This window comes from Sphingobacterium sp. UBA7855 (assembly GCA_002500745.1).
Lineage (GTDB): Bacteria > Bacteroidota > Bacteroidia > Sphingobacteriales > Sphingobacteriaceae > Sphingobacterium.
In genome coordinates, this window is record DLST01000010.1 from 359,699 (window position 1) to 378,023 (window position 18,325).

The 18,325-nt window shown below is 38.8% G+C and carries 15 protein-coding genes; 5 read left to right on the forward strand and 10 right to left on the reverse strand.

Features of this window, described 5'->3' with window-relative positions; all coding sequences use genetic code 11:
- Window positions 1-41: 41 nt before the first annotated feature.
- Entirely contained in the window at window positions 42-755 is a 714-nt protein-coding gene (locus tag B2107_RS07705) for a DUF4397 domain-containing protein (RefSeq protein ID WP_293954686.1), read from the reverse strand.
- Between the two features lie 303 nt (window positions 756-1,058).
- Between B2107_RS07705 and B2107_RS07710 the strand changes: the two genes are divergently transcribed.
- Window positions 1,059-1,430 (forward strand): YkvA family protein, encoded by a 372-nt coding sequence (locus B2107_RS07710; protein ID WP_293954688.1) that lies wholly within the window; start codon window positions 1,059-1,061, stop codon window positions 1,428-1,430.
- Window positions 1,431-1,482: 52 nt separating this feature from the next.
- Here B2107_RS07710 and purH read toward each other — a convergent pair whose 3' ends face one another.
- The 6 genes from purH to B2107_RS07740 all read right to left on the reverse strand — a co-directional run bounded on the left by purH (window position 1,483) and on the right by B2107_RS07740 (window position 8,449).
- Window positions 1,483-3,009: a bifunctional phosphoribosylaminoimidazolecarboxamide formyltransferase/IMP cyclohydrolase gene (purH, locus tag B2107_RS07715; RefSeq protein WP_293954690.1), complete on the reverse strand. Its 1,527-nt coding sequence runs from the start codon at window positions 3,007-3,009 to the stop codon at window positions 1,483-1,485.
- 112 nt (window positions 3,010-3,121) lie between these two features.
- Window positions 3,122-3,760, reverse strand: a complete 639-nt coding sequence (locus tag B2107_RS07720; RefSeq protein ID WP_293954692.1) for a uridine kinase family protein — start codon at window positions 3,758-3,760, stop codon at window positions 3,122-3,124.
- 32 nt (window positions 3,761-3,792) lie between these two features.
- Complete coding sequence (locus tag B2107_RS07725; protein ID WP_293954694.1) at window positions 3,793-4,716, reverse strand: LysM peptidoglycan-binding domain-containing protein; 924 nt, start codon at window positions 4,714-4,716, stop codon at window positions 3,793-3,795.
- An 11-nt stretch (window positions 4,717-4,727) separates the two neighbouring features.
- The gene (locus B2107_RS07730) at window positions 4,728-5,483 is read right to left on the reverse strand and encodes a hypothetical protein (protein WP_293954695.1); all 756 of its coding nucleotides are present in this window, start codon (window positions 5,481-5,483) and stop codon (window positions 4,728-4,730) included.
- 122 nt (window positions 5,484-5,605) lie between these two features.
- Window positions 5,606-7,198 (reverse strand): hypothetical protein, encoded by a 1,593-nt coding sequence (locus B2107_RS07735; protein ID WP_293954697.1) that lies wholly within the window; start codon window positions 7,196-7,198, stop codon window positions 5,606-5,608.
- 72 nt (window positions 7,199-7,270) lie between these two features.
- Window positions 7,271-8,449: a hypothetical protein gene (locus B2107_RS07740; RefSeq protein ID WP_293954699.1), complete on the reverse strand. Its 1,179-nt coding sequence runs from the start codon at window positions 8,447-8,449 to the stop codon at window positions 7,271-7,273.
- Window positions 8,450-8,626: 177 nt separating this feature from the next.
- On the opposite strand from B2107_RS07740, the gene proS reads away from it, so the two are divergent.
- From proS to agaR, 3 genes are all read left to right on the forward strand, one after another.
- On the forward strand, window positions 8,627-10,099 hold the full coding sequence (proS, locus tag B2107_RS07745) for a proline--tRNA ligase (RefSeq protein ID WP_293954701.1): 1,473 nt from the start codon (window positions 8,627-8,629) through the stop codon (window positions 10,097-10,099).
- A gap of 11 nt (window positions 10,100-10,110) precedes the next feature.
- Window positions 10,111-10,899, forward strand: a complete 789-nt coding sequence (locus tag B2107_RS07750) for a GDP-L-fucose synthase (protein ID WP_293954703.1) — start codon at window positions 10,111-10,113, stop codon at window positions 10,897-10,899.
- A gap of 238 nt (window positions 10,900-11,137) precedes the next feature.
- Window positions 11,138-11,899 (forward strand): transcriptional repressor AgaR, encoded by a 762-nt coding sequence (gene agaR, locus B2107_RS07755; protein ID WP_293954705.1) that lies wholly within the window; start codon window positions 11,138-11,140, stop codon window positions 11,897-11,899.
- A gap of 96 nt (window positions 11,900-11,995) precedes the next feature.
- Here agaR and B2107_RS07760 read toward each other — a convergent pair whose 3' ends face one another.
- The 3 genes from B2107_RS07760 to rpoN form a co-directional block, all read right to left on the reverse strand.
- Window positions 11,996-13,072: an agmatine deiminase family protein gene (locus B2107_RS07760; RefSeq protein ID WP_293954707.1), complete on the reverse strand. Its 1,077-nt coding sequence runs from the start codon at window positions 13,070-13,072 to the stop codon at window positions 11,996-11,998.
- Window positions 13,073-13,161: 89 nt separating this feature from the next.
- Window positions 13,162-14,037: a carbon-nitrogen hydrolase gene (locus B2107_RS07765; RefSeq protein WP_293954709.1), complete on the reverse strand. Its 876-nt coding sequence runs from the start codon at window positions 14,035-14,037 to the stop codon at window positions 13,162-13,164.
- Between the two features lie 81 nt (window positions 14,038-14,118).
- Entirely contained in the window at window positions 14,119-15,585 is a 1,467-nt protein-coding gene (rpoN, locus tag B2107_RS07770) for an RNA polymerase factor sigma-54 (RefSeq protein ID WP_293954711.1), read from the reverse strand.
- Window positions 15,586-16,032: 447 nt separating this feature from the next.
- Between rpoN and B2107_RS07775 the strand changes: the two genes are divergently transcribed.
- On the forward strand, window positions 16,033-18,324 hold the full coding sequence (locus B2107_RS07775; RefSeq protein WP_293954713.1) for a transglycosylase domain-containing protein: 2,292 nt from the start codon (window positions 16,033-16,035) through the stop codon (window positions 18,322-18,324).
- Window position 18,325 lies beyond the last annotated feature (1 nt).

Sequence of the window (18,325 nt, forward strand, 5' to 3'; positions counted from 1 at the left end):
ACGATGGCCGCCGTTATAAAAAGTGTATAGATGTGGGTATTTTAATTCGCTGCTTGAGCTACTAAACCAATATATAATGGTTTGTTTTCATCATTTGCCTTACCGATGAGTATTAAAGAATAATAATAGCCTTCAGCCAATTTAATTTCGTTCCGGGTCGCGATTGTTTTTCCTGCTTTGTCACGTGCTGTAACAGTAAATGTTCCACTTTTTTGCGCAATAAATCCCTGATTCGCGTTTGCCGAGTTCTGTGTTTCTTTAGCTCTATTTGTCCATTCTGAGGGGGAAGTCTCACTGCCAATCTGAAGGGTTACCTGATCCGTTCCCTCAGCAATATTAAAGAAACGTAAACCGGATTCGGTGTTTTTAATTTGCTTGTTGATTCTGTCTGTCGTGATTATCTGTATCGGTTTTGATTTTGTTCCAAATAGAAAGGATGTATATATCGTACTGTCTTTTACAGTAATTGTTGTATCTGTTAAGATACTGTTGTATTCAGAGGAAACAGCTATTTTTCGAGCTCCGGTGAATAGTCCAACGATTGGCCTATAGCTTTTAAATTCCATGGGATAATTTGGGTTTTGTAAAGCCCCGCCATCCGCATAATAGACGACAGCATTAGCGTCGCTGTAGCCATTAACCATGGTAAAGAGCGCCATAGGAATTTTTTGGTCATCATTATCTTTCAGACAGCTTGAAAGCAAGAATGTCGCTAGAACAATGGAGATAAAATTGAATAATCTATAGTTTTTCATAACTGTGTAACATTAAATTTTTTGTTGTATAGAACACATTGCGCTTGTGTTGTCTATTATACGCACATTGAACATAGTTTGCTACAGCTCTGGCTATAAAAATAATTAATTTGAGTGTAGCTGTTATTTAATCCAAGGTGCATCGGCTATTCCAAGTGTAAAATGGTTCGTATATCAGCTTGATAGTACATGTTTGCGGTATCATATTTTCACAGTAATGCAAATAATTTGGTCGTCCTGATTGCGCGTGAGTCAACTGAAAAGTGATTTGCATTATTTATTTAGTAATCCTAATTTTGGGTTATGAACAGTAGAATTAAGAATATTGCAACAGGTCTGTTTGAGCGCTTTAGACAACGTAAAATTACGGAGGAGGAGTTATCACAGGCGGAATCTAAGGCAAAAAACCTAGGTAGCTATGTTGGCGATTTTAAATTACTGATTGCGATGTGTAAAGATGCAATCACAGGTAAGTTTAAGATGAACAACTGGAATCTATCCATCATCATCGGAACGATCATTTATGTGATTTCTCCGATAGATGCGATCCCTGATTTTATTGCTGTTGGCGGCTGGATCGATGATGTTGCCATCGTAGCTTATGCCATCCGTAAGTTGTCGGAGGAGATAGAACGCTATAAGTTCGAAAGATTGAACGTTGAAATAAATAATTAATAAAAAAGCTACTTTGTACAAAGTAGCTTTTTTATTAATTGTTGAAGTCCGCTTAGTGCTTAAAGTGTCTAACTCCCGTTGTCACCATTGAAATTCCTTTATCATTGGCCATATCTATCGACAACTGGTCCTTGATTGAACCGCCGGGTTGCAATACGGTTGCAATACCTGCTTCCGAAGCGATTTCAACACAATCAGGGAAAGGGAAGAAGGCATCTGATGCCATCGCACATCCTTTAAGATCAAAACCAAAAGAAACCGCTTTCTCAATAGCTTGTTTTAATGCGTCTACACGAGATGTTTGACCTACTCCAGAAGCTAATAGAGTGCCATTTTTGGCAAACACGATTGTATTTGACTTGGTATGTTTAACGATTTTGTTCGCAAAGTATAGGTCTTGAAGTTGTTCGTCAGTAGGTTCTACTTTCGTTACAGTAACCATTTGCTCTGCATTTTCAATTGTTTTGTCTTTATCTTGTAGAATAACGCCGTTCAACAGTGTTTTGAACTGTTGACTAGGTAGTGTAACCTCTTTACGAACAAGAATAATTCTATTCTTTTTCGCGGTAAGTATTGCGATAGCTTCCTCCGAATAAGAAGGTGCGATCAATACTTCGAAGAATAATTTATTAATTTCTTCAGCTGTTGAAGCATCTACTTGACCGTTTGTTATTAAAACTCCACCAAACGCTGAAACAGGATCACAAGCCAATGCGTCTAACCAGGCTTGTTTGATCGTTGGTCTGGAGGCAACTCCACACGCATTTGTATGTTTTAGAATGGCAAATGTAGGTTCTGTAAACTCATCAATTAAATCGACCGCAGCATCAACGTCAACAAGATTGTTATAAGATAACTCTTTGCCGCTTAATTTATCAAACATGTTATCTAAATCGCCAAAGAAAACGCCTTTTTGGTGAGGATTTTCACCATAGCGCAGGATTTGGGCTTTTTGTTCAGATTGCTTAAAAACTTGAAGTGGGTTTTCTTGATTGAAGTAGTTGAAGATTGCCGTATCGTAATGCGACGATGTATTGAATGCGCGTTTGGCAAATTCTTTACGTTGTTCTAGCGAAGTGTTACCTTCTTGATTTGCAAGTATTTCTTCCAATGCTTGGTAATCATTTTTGGAAGAGATAATTACTACATCGTTAAAGTTCTTAGCCGCCGCACGGATCAGAGAAATTCCACCTATATCAATTTTTTCGATAATATCTTGTTCGGATGCACCAGAAGCAACTGTTTCTTCAAATGGGTACAAATCCACAATAACCAAATCGATCTCAGGTATCTCGTATTGGGCAAGCTGCTGTTGGTCAGACGCAAGGGGGCGGCGAGCCAAAATACCTCCAAACACTTTTGGATGCAAAGTTTTTACACGACCACCTAAAATAGAAGGATAGCTCGTGAGTTCTTCCACTGGAACAACATCTATACCTAAATCTTTTATAAATGTTTCTGTTCCGCCAGTGGAGTAGAAGGTAACACCGTATTTGTTTAATAATTCAACTAAAGGAGCTAGGCCGTCTTTATAATAGACTGAAACCAAAGCATTTTTAATCTTTACAGGATGGTTCATTATGATGGATTTGTTTCGTGGCGCAAAGATAGGTATTTAAAATCTTGATATCAATAAATCAACTACTTTAAAAATGAAGGAGAATCTATTTGATAGCTTCTCCTTCGTAATTTTATACCAAATTGAGCTTTAACTTTAGCTCTTCAGAAATTTGATTGGTGATCTCCCATATTGGTTCTGGCTCATCGGTATTATTGAATATGACCTGATCGCAAGTATCTTGATAGGGTAATAGATACTCGTTATAAGATGGGAGTACATGGTTCACCCATTTGTACATCACATCGTCTTCAAAGTAGCCCCTTTCAACCAAATCGCGGTGTAGGCGTCGTCTCAATGCGATATCTTGATCGGCGCTTAAAAATATCTTATGATTGATTAAATCATTAATTTCTGTATAATAGAAAATGAATAAGCCTTCGATAATTAAAATCGGAGCCGGTTTAATCTCTAGAATTTTTGGTGTTAGGGCAGGATTGTTAAAGGTATACTCTTCCTTATGTATTGTTTCACCGTTAAAAAGTGCTTTGATATCTTTGTAAAAAGCTTGTCTGTCGATTGATGTTGGAATATCGAAGTTATAGAGCCTATTTTCCTCCTGAGTTTTGGTATTGGCAGGGATGTAATAATCATCTTGGGAAATTAAGGTGACCTCACTAGGCTTGAAATGTTTTAAAAAACTATTCAAGAAAAAAGTCTTTCCAGAGCCACTACTACCGGCAATTCCTAGGACATACGGTTTGTTATTCATTTGTATTGTGCTGTAAAAGCTATTTGATTGTGTTAATTTTCTAGCGGTAATCCATACGCAATTTCCACTTGGAAGCGTTTATCTAATGCTCCTATACTTGCGGCAGCTGATTTTGACAACACGACAATTGCATTTTGGTTCTCGGCATTATCATTAAATTTTCCCACTACTTTTGCATATGTTACGCTTTTCGTCATCGGATTGGTAATTTTTAGAATGGTGCCTACTGGAGCCGACTTGTGTAGCGCGAGGTTACTGGTGCCCTGAGATGAAAGTCCATCAATCCACACACCAATACCACGTTCTGATTTCTCACGGATTCCATAACGGTTTGTTGAAATTTGATTTTCTTCTTTGTTATCATCGTCTGTGGAGTCGGGGCTTACAATTTCGATTCCTTTAGGCTCTACTAATTTTGGTCTTTCCGGTGGGAGCGGTTGATTGGGGATCATGAGTTTCATTCCACCGCTAATGATATTATTTTTTAAATTGTTCGCTTTTTTGATATCTTCAACAGAGATACTAAACCTTTTGGATATCGCGTAAAGTGTTTCTTTTTCACCAACAATGTATTCCGTAAAACCCTCTTGCTGCTGCGGATTACGCGGATTTAGCGCTGCCGGATTGCTACGTTCGTTAGTAATGACAGGTTTCGCTTTTCGACCGGTCGGAATCTTAACGATCTGACCAAGGTTTAGCGTACCATTACCATTTATTTGAGTCAATTGTCCTACCGTTGTTTTATACTTCTTACTTAGCTGGTAGTAATTGTCTCCTTTTTCAATTTTGAATAGTATAAATTCTTCACCATTAATCACCTCATTTCCGATTGAATCGGGAATAGAATAAGTAGATAAAGATATTGAATTTTTCGCTTCAACGTGTTGAATAGCTACTACCGCGATGGATAGCATAGCTATTTTTTTATATGTCTTTAATTCGAATAAAACTTTCATATATTTTGCAATTATACTAAATACGAAACAAACTCCCGTTTATTATCTGTCAAAAGGAATATTTGTCTGTGAATAAGAAAATAAATGTTGAAGAGCTTTAATTCCAGTCCCGAAACCGCAAGGATAGACTCTATTAACATTTCTCTTGTCGATTGAACTAACCTGATTTGATAGCGATTATTTTTTTGTTTTTCATAGAAAGCCCAAATAAAGTAGTCATTTACGCTATTTATCCAGATATCACCATCAATAGGGAAGTCCTTCAAAAATAGGGGTATTTCACCATTATAGATAATTGGATAGACGAGCTCACTGGTATAAGGTTTAATGGTAATCAAATTTTTGCTTTCAATTGACATCGACTGAATATTCAAAAACAATTGTTGGCCCTGCGCTACCGTTTTGGGCCTAATGAGCAATCCTTGATCAACCAGACTGATGAAAACGTAATTAAACCAGGTTTCTTGATACTGTGGGTTGTAGCAATCGATTACCTGTATCCCAGCATCGATCGGTGAATTATTGGAAATCTTCTTTAGTATTAATTTTTTACATTGGATTCCACCAAGTACCCATTCTCTGGTGATTGCCTTGAAGTCTTGCAGGACGTAAGTTCCTTCAAAAGTGATGACGTTGAAATAAGGGAATGTATCTTCTGGATTTCTTGTTTCTATGGCGATCAATTTATTTTTTGCATCGACTTCTATGCGCCAAATTGGGTATGTAAAAATGAGATTGAGAGCTTTTGAAATTTCCTGATTTGCCATGTGATTTAAATCCAAGGGGACAAACTTAGATAAAGTATGAGTTAAATGCAAAAATAATTGCTAATGGACGTGGCAAAAAAAAAGTCCAGACAACGCTGGACTTTCCTGAAGAAAAATATATCTTAAAATTTTGAACCAATTGTTAGTATAACATTTGTTCGTTGGTTTTTTATATCTGCAGCTGGACTTGCAGCGTTCCAATAATTTTCGTCAATAGTATAAGGGCTTTCTTTGTAATTGATGGCATTGTAAGTTCCTGTCAAATCAATATACATGCCACGGCCGAGTTTTGCACCGATGCCTAGCGAGGCTGTATAGTTTGTATAATCTGCATTTTTATAAGGGTTACCACTATAATTAAAGCCAGCTCTTCCACTAAAGACATTATCTAACAAAACTTCACCACCGATCCTGGCATTAAATGCGCCTTGATACGTATCTTTGATGTTTTGATTCATGTTTTTTTCTAATGTTTTGCTATAGTTACCTACATCTCTAAAACGCATAGCAGCATAATCCACCCACTCCACATCTGCGGTTAATAATCCTCTTGAAAAAATTTGGCTTGCACCCACAGCTAATTTATAAGGTGTATTCATATTGTACTCCAGGTAACTATGTCCTGCGTCATCGCTGGTTCGGTACTCTTTAAATGACTTATCTTCATTAGGTCTGAAATAACGAAATTCTGAATTACTATATGATTCATCCCTGATGCTCATAAATGTTGGCGATTTCGCCGTAAATCCCATGCTGAAAGTAGGCGTGAACTTGTATATGACCCCAAGTTTAAAATCTACACCAGTACCATCCGTTGCTTGCGCATAATCGTCGTATAATTCGTAATCTTTATCCAACATCGCATACTTCTGGGCATTGGTTGGTTTTAAAAACTCTGAATCTTTGTTGATCGCTTTTAATTGGTCGGCTGTCATTGTTTGACCATATTCAGTAAACCAACTTGAGTTGTCATAACTAAACGCTGTAAAGCCTAGAGCAGCTCCGAGATATAGCCTGTTGCTATAGTTTGCTCCAAAAGACAGGACCGATTCAGATTTGCTTCCCTTTTCTAAGATGGAATTGACTTGATTGAACCCATTCTTTCCATCGTAAGTTCCGCCAACCGTAATCGGTATATATGATCCAGCTTTTTTAGGATCTACGTCGAATAATAATGAATTACCATAAACTTCCTGTCCCCAGCCATTCATTCCGTCAGGTGACGATAGCCGGTCGGAATAGGCATCCGTAATTGAGCTTGTGTTATTAACACCATTATATTGTAATAAATTGTTGTAGATATTGTTGCGGTTATAGGCAATACCCACATTAAAATTTAACCAGCCTCTATCTAAATTTCCACCATTTCGGTATGTTGGGAGGTGAAAAACAATACCCGCGTTATCGAGATTGAAATTATTCTTACTGCTGTTTGAATTTTGACCAAAATAGTCGGTTTTATTTTTGTTGTTAAGGTATCTGGCTGTTACTGATACGTCAGATTGATTAAAGTACCCCAAACCCGCCGGGTTGCCAGTAATCGAACTTATATCTCCACCTAATGCGGTAGATGCGTTTCCCATGGCTTTAAAACGAGCTGTTCCCCCATTATCCCCTTGGGAAAATAAAAGTACATCTTTCGTATATTGCGCTTGGGAAGTCCCTGCTGCACCTAAAACGAATGCAGTTCCAAAAAGTAGTTTTTTGATTGTCATATGCTGAAATATCATCAATAATAAAGTAGTAGCACACAACAAGGTGTATGCTACTATTCAAAATGCCTTTAATTAGCGAGTACGGCCTCCGCTTGATCTTGAGCTACCTCCTCCTGAGAAACCTCCACCCGAAGATCTTGAGCTTCCGCCTCCAGAAAAGCCTCCACTAGAGCGGGATGAACCACTATCATAACTTCTAGTTGGTGGCGTATAAGATGGTCTAGATGTCGAACTTGGGTTGCTTGAACGTGTGTCCATAGACCGACTCATTGGACGTGATACTTCACCAGAATTGTTTCTAGTTCTCGAACCGTTATTATAGTAACCATTTGTGCTTCTAGTACTATTTTGATAAGAACCATTTACTCTGTTCGATGTTCTTGAGCGTGTGCCATCCGAGTAAGCTCTGTTTGATACACCATCAGACGTTCTCGTTCTGCTTCCTGATCTATCAAAAGAAGAACTGCGTGTTACGGAACCGTCAGAAGTTCTTGACCTGTTGGAAACAGATGTGATACGGCCTCTAGAATCACGAGCTACCCCAGTACGATCGTATCCTCCAGAATTTCTAGCTACACTGTTGCGGTCATATCCTCCCGAAGTGCGGGATCTTGATGATGAACTACGCGTATTAAAGTTGTCTCTATAAACTGATCTACTTGAAGCATAACGTGGTCTTGAGTTGCCCCAGTAGCCACCACCCCAATAACCATTTCCATACCAGCCGGATCCCCAGTAGCCTCCACCGTACCAGCCACCCCAAGGTCTATAACCACCATACCATGGCGATCCCCAGCCCCAGCTCGATCCCCATCCGAGACCAATTGACCAAGACGAACCCCATCCAGAGTTCCATCCCCATCCCATTCCGAATGATGGACCGTATCCGTACCATCCTCCAAATCCATAACCATACCATGGATCAAAAAATGGGTCGAAGTAGGTCATACCTGGACTAGCGTAATAAAAACGGTTGATCCGATTGGCATATTCGAGATCTTCATAAGAATCACTATTGTAATCCTGATCAGAATATTCATCCTCATAGTAGCCGCCTTGAGCCTGTCCATTTGGTTCGGACTGATCAGCGTCTGTGTAATAGTAATCTGGGCTTTGGTAAACCTTTTGTCTAGCCCGCCCGTTATTGCCGTAGACATCGTCGCCATAAATTTGCCTACTTGTACCGCAGGAACCTAAAATGAACGCTCCTGTTATGGCAAGTGCTCCGATAAATAATCTATTTTTTTTCATAATATCCTAAATCGTTATTTTCGATTATACAGCCTTATTTACTATCTTAGACGCAAATTTCTCGAGGTGGTTTAATCGAAGTAATCAAAAATACAAATATTTTTTTTGAACGCTTTTCGCATTGGAATGACAGACGGGATTTGAGGTAATAATGTTACAATAATTTATCAATCACATATGAGTAAAGGAATAACAAGTCGTGCAGAAGATTATTCGCAATGGTATAATGAGCTTGTAATCAAAGCTGATCTGGCTGAAAATTCAGCTGTACGAGGATGTATGGTGATCAAGCCGTACGGATATGCTATCTGGGAAAGAATGCAGGCAATCTTAGACAAAAGATTTAAAGAGACTGGTCATAGCAACGCTTATTTCCCTTTATTCATTCCCAAATCGTTTTTTTCTAAAGAAGCAGCGCATGTGGAAGGTTTTGCTACAGAGTGCGCCGTGGTTACCCACTATAGGTTAAAAAACGATGGTACAGGTAAGATCGTCGTAGACGAAGAGGCGAAATTGGAGGAAGAGTTGATCGTGCGTCCAACTTCAGAAACGATTATATGGAATACTTATCGCGGATGGATTGAATCGTATCGTGATCTCCCTATTTTGGTCAATCAATGGGCAAATGTGGTGCGTTGGGAAATGCGAACACGTCTTTTCTTACGTACCGCTGAGTTTTTATGGCAGGAGGGGCATACTGCACATGCCACAAAAGAGGAAGCTATTGCGGAAACAGAACGTATGCTTGATGTATATGCTGAATTTGCAGAAAAGATTTTAGCTGTTCCCGTTGTCCGTGGAAGGAAAACAGAAAATGAACGTTTTGCGGGGGCATTGGATACCTATTGTATTGAGGCATTGATGCAAGATGGTAAAGCATTGCAAGCAGGGACATCCCATTTTCTTGGCCAAAACTTTGCCAAGGCATTTGATGTGAAATTTACGTCTAAAGAAGGCAAGTTAGAACATGTATGGGCAACTTCGTGGGGTGTTTCTACCCGACTCATGGGCGCATTGATTATGGCCCATTCCGACGATCAAGGGTTGGTATTGCCACCGAAATTGGCCCCGATTCAGGTTGTGATTGTTCCGATTTTTAAGACTGAGGAAGAAAAGGCGCAAATTGATGTATTTGTGAATCAGTTAACCACTGAACTGCGGGTGAAAGATATTTCGGTAAAATATGATGATCGCGATACACAGCGTCCGGGTTTTAAATTTGCTGAATGGGAATTAAAGGGAGTACCTGTTCGCGTCGCTGTCGGTGGAAGAGATATGCAAAATGGTACAGTAGAATTGGCCCGTCGTGATACACAAACGAAAGAAACTGTTGCTCAAGAGGGCCTAGCCAGTACGATTAGTACGTTATTGGATACAATACAAGAAAATATCTATCAAAAAGCATTGAATTTCAGAACTTCTCATTATACGGAAGTAAATTCTTATGAAGAATTTAAAGAAGTACTGGAAGGTAAAGGTGGATTTATCTCCTGTCACTGGGATGGGACTACAGAAACGGAAAAGCGTGTAAAAGAAGAAACTAAAGCAACAATTCGTTGTATTCCTTTGGATGCAAAGGATGAGCAAGGGGTTTGTATATTTACCGGCAAACCTTCCAGTAGGCGTGTGCTTTTTGCTAAAGCTTATTAATTGTTTGCAATATGAGGATACTCATTTTAGGATGTGGTTGGCTTGGAGAGTCTTTTGCGGTATACATGAAGCATCAAGGCCATGAGATCTGGGCAAGCACAACAACAGATGAAAAATACCATCGGCTAAAAGCTGAGGGTATTTTTTCTTTTATGCTTGATTTTGATGGAGAAAGTTTTCCGGAAGAGGCTGGTATGCCCATTCAATTTGACTTCGTGTTAAATAGTATACCAGCAAGTCAGAAAAATAGCACAGAAATGCTTGATAATAGATTTTCTAATATCAAGCAATTTTTTAGCCGGATTAGTTGGCAAGCGCATGTTTTTTTAAGTTCTACTGGAATTTATCCGGCTAAAGATGTGGTGTTTGATGAATCTTTTACGAATAAGGCTGAGCTTGCACCAAAGCTCTTGATGGCTGAAGAGTATATGTTGGAATTGGCCAATACCGTTGTTTATCGTTTAGGAGGCCTATTTGGTAAGAATCGTGTCTTTGCAAAATATTTCTCTGAGCGTATCTGTACCACTGGAGAGCAGCCTGCTAATTTTGTTCATATTGAGGATGTTGTCGCTCTGCTGGAAGCGACCACTAACCGCACACTGAAACATACCGTTTATAATGTTGTTGCTCCCTTACATCCTAAGAAAAAAGATGTCATTCTTGCTTCTGCAAAAAAATATGGTTATGCTTTGCCTCTCGCGTTCGAAGCAGCTGAAACGACTCAGAAAATAGTGAGCGGAGAATTGCTGCAAGAAGAGCTGGACTATCAATTTGTTTTACCTGACCCATTGCAGTTTTAGTCTGATCTTTCTTTTTTTAAATGAAAAAGAAATTTTGATTGTCTGGGTGGAGAAAATTAAATAAATTGATTAATTTAACCTTAGTCCTTGTGAAGCAAATTCATTTACGTTAAATTCACTTAAAAGGTCCTATACGCTGAAATTTGTCGATAGCCACGGATCATTTTCAGATATCAGGATTTCCTTTAAACAAACCGAGTAACATATTTATTATTTTAACAGCTTATTATATAAAGCCATGACAAATGTAGAGAGACATCAATATATCTTAAAACAATTAAAAGAAGTCGGCGTAGTTCAAGTCATTGATCTGTGTGAAGAATTGGGAGTTTCTTCTGTAACTATTCGGAAGGATTTGACTTTGTTGGAAGATAGTGGATTGTTGTTTAGAACGCATGGCGGGGCGACACAATATAATCCGTATACGACTGACCGTACTGTATTCGAAAAAGAGAAACTTCGTTCGGATGATAAAAGCAGGATTGGCAAGAAAGCAGCTGAGCTGATCGAGGAAAACGACTCTATCATTATAGCTTCTGGCACGACGATGCAGTCGCTTGCCAAGCAGATTGTTCCAAAAGGCAATATCACTGTAGTAACTTCGGCATTGAATGTTGCTATGGAGTTAATAAAATATCCTTCCGTTGAAATTATGCAGCTGGGAGGGACGCTTCGCAAGACATCTACTTCGGTAACAGGGAAATATGCTGAAAATTTGTTAAAAGATTTTTATTGTAGCAAATTGTTTTTGGGAGTTGATGGTATCGATTTGGAATATGGTGTGTCAACTTCAAGCGCTCAGGAAGCACAATTAAATCGAATTATGATCGATACTGCTCAAAAAGTGGTGGTGCTTGCAGATTCTTCTAAATTTGGTCGGCGAAGCTTTGGGAGAATTTGTGGTTTTGAAAAAATTGATATGCTAATTACAGATGATAAGGTTAATGCAAGTTTTATAGAATCATTGGAAAAAGCTGGTGTAAACGTGATTGTTGTTTAATACGAATTGAGTTCAATACCATTCTGATTTTTTAATTAAAACTCCCCCCATAACTGAATAACTTTATGGGGGAATTTCTATTTTTGGGCAGTTCGTTTAAATAATCGCTGGTTCCTGCTGGCTCAGGCAGTGGAAACTTCCCAGTCCCCAAATGATGTCGACCGAATTTATTCCAATGACTTTACGTTTAGGAAAGCAGCTTTGGATAATGTCCAGTGCTTTTTGGTCATTTTTGTCGTTGAAGACTGGCACAACAACAACATCGTTGGCGATATAGAAATTAGCATAAGAAGCGGGTAATCTTGTATCATCATAAATAACAGGGGCGGGCATTGGGAGCTCAATGATATGCAGAGATTCTCCATTTAAGAGTTTAAATGAACGGAGCATTTCCAGGTTTTCCTGAAGAATCTGGTAATTCTCATCTGAAGGATCTTCTTCCACAACTGTTAGTACTGTATTTTCATTGACGAAGCGTGTAATATCATCAATGTGGCCATCTGTATCGTCTCCTACGATACCATCACCAAGCCATAACACTTGTTCTTGACCGTAAAATTCTTTTAAATAGATTTCTATTTGCTCTTTCGTTAAGTGCGGATTTCGGTTTTTATTCAATAGGCACGCCGTTGTTGTCATAATTGTTCCTGCACCATTAAATTCAACCGATCCTCCCTCCATGACGATGTCAGGGCTAAATAAAGGAAGATCCAATTTTTGGGCAATACGAGTTGGAACGATGTCGTCAAGTTCAAATGGCGGATATTTACCACCCCACGCGTTATACCCCCAGTCAACCACTGCTTTTTGATTTGTTGACGGATTAATAACAAAAGCAGGGCCGTGATCTCTACACCAAGCATCATTAGTGGGATTGTAATAGAATTCGATATTGCTAAAATCTTTCGTCACGTCTTTGAGGGCCTGTATAGCAAAATTTTGCATTTCCTCATTAGCGACGTTAATTCTTACTTTTTGGCTTTCGGATACGGCCTTAATGAATTGACAATAAGGTTTGTATATCGTTTCGATTTTTCCAGGCCATGATTCCTCTTTGTGTGGCCAGCTCAGCCATAAGGCCTCTTGCTTAGCCCATTCTGGAGGAAATGAAAACCCCTGTTTTTTGGGGGAATTGTCAAAATAGGTCTGCGTAAATGTATTTTTCTGTTCCATACTTATTTTGCGGGGATTAAAAAAGCCATTTCAGTTCAACTCGGCACAGTTATGTACCTTTGCAACCGAAATGGCGAGTATATGCAATATTAGTCTTCGTCAATAAAACGTTTGGTGATTGGTGAGTATGTCTCAATTCTTCTGTCCCGAAGAAATGGCCAGTGTTTTCTAAAATAATCCGATTCATTTAAGTCCAATTCGACGACCTCAATTTCCTCTTTGTCATGAGAAGCTAGGTAAAGCAATTTTCCCTGTCCATTTGTTACGAAACTTCCGCCCCAGAACTTCATGGCGCCATTCTGTTCATATCCAACACGATTAACAGCTACCACTGGAACGCCGTTAGCAACTGCATGGGAGCGTTGTATGGTTTGCCATGCGTTATACTGATCTTTGTTAGTTTCTTCGTCCTGATCAGTTGCCCATCCGATAGCCGTAGGATAAAATAAAATTTCAGCGCCCATTAAGGCGGTAATCCGAGAAGCTTCAGGGTACCATTGATCCCAACAGATTAAAATTCCTATTTTGCCAAATTGTGTTTTGAATACTTTGTAGCCTAGATCACCCGGCGTAAAATAGAATTTTTCATAAAAAGCGGGGTCATCTGGAATATGCATTTTCCGATATTTCCCCAAATATGAGCCATCCGCATCTAATACGGCGGTTGTATTATGGTAAAGTCCTTCGGCTCTTTTTTCAAATAATGAAGCGATAATGACGACTCCAGCTTCCTTGGCGATAGCCGATAGTGCATCGGTGGATGGACCAGGGATGGTTTCAGCCAATGCGAAATTGTCATAATCTTCTACATCGCAGAAATATAAAGAGGTAAATAGTTCTTGCAGACACACGATTTGCGCACCTTTTGCAGCGGCCTCTTTTACTTTAGCGATAGCTTTTTCGAGATTCTCTTGTTTGCTTGCGGTACAGCTCATCTGTACAACTCCAACTTTTACTTTGCTCATTCTTTAATGCTTATTTAATTCAAGCACAAAGATACTATTCTTAATTTGGATTTGGTCTTTAGGTAAAAACAAAAAGAGCTCTTAGAGCTCTTTTCGTAATCTTGCTACAGGGATATTCAATGCCTCCCGATATTTTGCTACCGTTCGTCGCGCAATATTATAGCCTTTTTCTTTCAGGATCTCAGTAAGCTTTTCATCAGCTAGTGGTTTTCTCTTATTTTCTTTTGAAATACACTCCTCCAATATTTTTTTAACTTCCTTATTGGATACCTCTTCCCCAGAGTCTGTTTGGATAGCTTCGGAGAAAAATGATTTTAGGAGAAAAGTGCCGAATTCTGTCTGTACATATTTTGAATTTGCAACCCGCGACACTGTTGATATATCCATGTCAATTTTATCCGCAATATCTTTCAATATCATGGGCTTTAGCTTTCGATCATCACCGGTCAGGAAATAATCATATTGGTATTCCATGATGGCGTTCATTGTTTTGAGTAAGGTTTGCTGGCGTTGTTTGATTGCATCAATAAACCATTTTGCTGAATCAAGTTTTTGCTTGACGAATTGTACAGCTTCTTTCATTTTCTTATCCCTTTGATCCGATTTTTCATAATGCTCGAACATGTGCTGGTAATCACGGCTTATACGGAGCTCGGGTGCGTTTCGGCCGTTTAAAGTCAAATGTAGAATACCATCATTGTTACTAATATGGAAATCGGGGATAATATGAAGCTGTTTACCAGCCACTGCGCCAGAGTCTCCAGGCTTTGGGTTAAGTTTTAGGATCTCATTCACTACATTTTTTAAATCCTCCGACGAAATGCCCAATGATTTTTCTAATTTATCATAATGCTTTTTGGTAAATTCTTCAAGGTAGTTTGCTACCACTTTAATAGCAAGTTTAATAGTGGGATTTTGAGTGTCTTTTTTTTGCAGCTGGATCAAAAGGCATTCTTGCAAATCCCGGGCGCCAATTCCGGCAGGCTCAAAATCTTGAATGACTTTTAAGATATCAAGCACTTCATTTTCTTCAGTCATTACATTTTGGCCAAACGCTAGATCGTCTACAAGATTGATAATAGGACGGCGTAAGTATCCGTCGTCATCAAGGCTGCCAATAATTTGTTGACCAATTAGAAAATGTTTGTCATCTAAAGCCAACAGGTCTAATTGCTGTTGTAACTGTTCATAAAACGAATGCTGGATTGCGACAGGCATTTCTTTCCGATCATCGTCATCATCGCCATACTCATAGCCGTTACCATAATCTTTAAAATCGTCCTCCTGGATATAGTCTTCCAAGCTAAAGTCGTCTGAGTCGAATCCCTCTTCATTGTCAAAATTATCATCGGGATCTTTGTCAGGATATTCTTCTATAGGATCGGTCATATTAGTCAAGCTACCATCTTCTAACGCAGGGTTTTCCTCTAATTCTTCCTTGATTCTTGCATCTAATGAAACAGTCGGAACCTGCAACAATTTTATAAACTGTATCTGTTGCGGAGACAATTTCTGTAATAGCTTTTGTTGTAATGTTTGTTTTAACATGCTAATAGTTGACTTTTTTACATCTAAATTTAAACAAATATCATTATTATTTTAAAATAAAATCGATAATAAATAAAAAAGGGGTATAATATTTGTGGAAGACGGCTAAAAAAGGGAAATTAGACCTATCGAGTTATGCTCGATTTCTACGTTATTTTGCGCATACCATTTATTGTTAAAAAATGTAAATAGTTGATTACAGCGATTTATTTAGTTGTATATTTAGCCCCTGAAAAAGATAGAAAGGCATGTCAGGCGGAGTTAAAACCTTTTGCTGGTCGGATGTGTTGAATATAAGGTAAATTTCCATTTATGTTTAAACGTATTAAGAATAGGTTTCTTCGTTATTTCGTTATAGCAATATATTTTGTCATTATATTGGTTTGTGCTATACAATTGAATTTTCTGTGGCTATTCGGTTATTCTCCGACTAAAAAGGATATTGTTATGCCTAGTGTTAATATCTCAACGGAGTTGTATACCGCGGACAGTGTTTTAATTGGCCGGTATTTCGACGAGGATAGAAATCCAATTCCCTTTGACAGTATCCCAAAAACAGTAACGAATGCTTTGATAGCGACCGAGGATGTGCGTTTTTATAGTCATAAGGGTGTCGACTTTTTTGGTTTAGGATCGGGAATTTTATCGACCTTAAAAGGAGATAAGCGTGGTGCAAGTACAATCACGCAGCAATTAGCTAAAAATCTTTATCGTACTCGTTATAATAAGTCGGGTGGTTTGTTGACACGTCTTCCTATTGCCGGATTGGTGGTGACTAAATTTAAGGAGTGGATGACAGCTTACAAGCTGGAGCAGCGTTATTCTAAAAATCAGATATTGGAAATGTATCTGAATACTGTATCGTTCAGTAATAACGCTTATGGGATTGAAACGGCTGCAAAACGATATTTTTCAAAAGGAGCGAATCAGTTGACTCAAAACCAAGCGGCTGTTTTAATAGGGATGTTAAAAGGTACTACATTGTATAATCCAATTCGAAATCCTGAAAATGCATTTGTGCGAAAAAATATTGTATTAAGTCAAATGTATAAAAGTGGTTTCTTAAAAAAAGGAGAGTTTGACAGTCTGATTAAAGAAAAGATTGTTTTGAATACAAATAGTCAAGATATCAATGCTGGTGGAGACTCTTATTTACGTACCGCTGTAGCGAAGTGGTTGGAGAAATGGTCAGAGGAAAATAATTACGACATTTATACCGACGGGCTGAAAATTTATACCACTATAAATTCTAAACTTCAAAAGCATGCTGAGGAAGCGGTGGCCAAGCAAATGGTAGAATTGCAGCAACGTTTAAATAATACCTGGAATGGACAGGAGCCATGGCGCGATTTGTCAGGTAAAGTTATTCCTAATTTTTTGGATAATTTGGCTAAGAAGACTACTTATTATGCTTTTTTGAGTAAAAAGTACGCCAACTCTCCTGATAGTATCTCTTATTTCCTCAACGAGAAAAAGAAGATGGAAGTCTATAACTGGAAGGATGGAGGTAAGATCGAAAGGGAGATGTCTACAATGGACTCTTTGAAATATTATGCGATGATGCTGAATGCGGGGATGATGTCAATGGATCCCTATTCAGGTGAAATTAAAGCATGGGTTGGTGGAATAAATCATCAATACTTTAAGTATGATCACGTGATGCAAGCGAAACGGCAGGCGGGATCTACGTTTAAGCCTTTCGTATACTTAGCAGCCTTAGAATCGGGAATGTCGCCTTGTGATAAAATTACGGATAAGCCTGTTACCATCAAGATTGATAAAGGTGATTCTGTTGAGATATGGGAACCTAAAAATGCTGACTGGAATTTCTCCTACCGTGAGATGTCTTTGCGGCACGCGATGGCCCGCTCCATCAATTCAGTTACAGTTCAGTTAACTGATATTGTCACGCCTTCGAAAGTTGTTGATGCTGCTCACCGTTGTGGTATTACGAGTAAATTAAATCCGGTTGCTTCCGTGGGGCTGGGGCCCAATGATGTTTCTGTTTTTGAAATGGTGAATGGGTACTCAACAATGATGAACCATGGTGAGCGCGTGACACCTTTACTGGTTTCTAAGATTGAAGATCATGATGGCAATGTGATTGCAACGTTCCAGGCAGAACGTAAACAGGTCATTGATAAGCAAGATGCGTGGTTAATGACGTATATGCTCCGTGGTGGGATGGAAGAACCAGGTGGTACTTCTCAAGGATTGTGGGAGTGGGATTTATTTACAAAAGAAAATGAAATAGGAGGGAAAACAGGTACTTCTTCTGAATATGTAGATGGCTGGTATATGGGGGTAACAAAAGACTTGGTTACAGGTGTTTGGGTAGGGTGTGACGAGCGGAGCATTCACTTTAAGAATTCGCATACCGGAGAAGGTTCTCGTACTGCATTGCCGATTTTCGGAGTTTACCTCGAATCCGTTTATAAAGATAAGAATTTAGGATACACTATGGGTAAGTTTCCAAGCCCGACTGTTGAAATTACAAAATCATACAAATGTGAAACTCCGCGTTACAGTGATCCTGAACCAGAGCAGATGGATTCTACTCAGTTAGAGTTGCCTACTGATGAAGGATTTATCGGGCCGGAAGAAGAGGGTGGTGAAGAAGGTCAACTTGAACGTAATAATATTGATCAACTTGATCGTAACAATACTGAAGGTGATTCGGATAGTTTGCAAAGTGACAAATTATCCTTTTCTGAAGATGGGCCTGTTCAAAATAAATAGC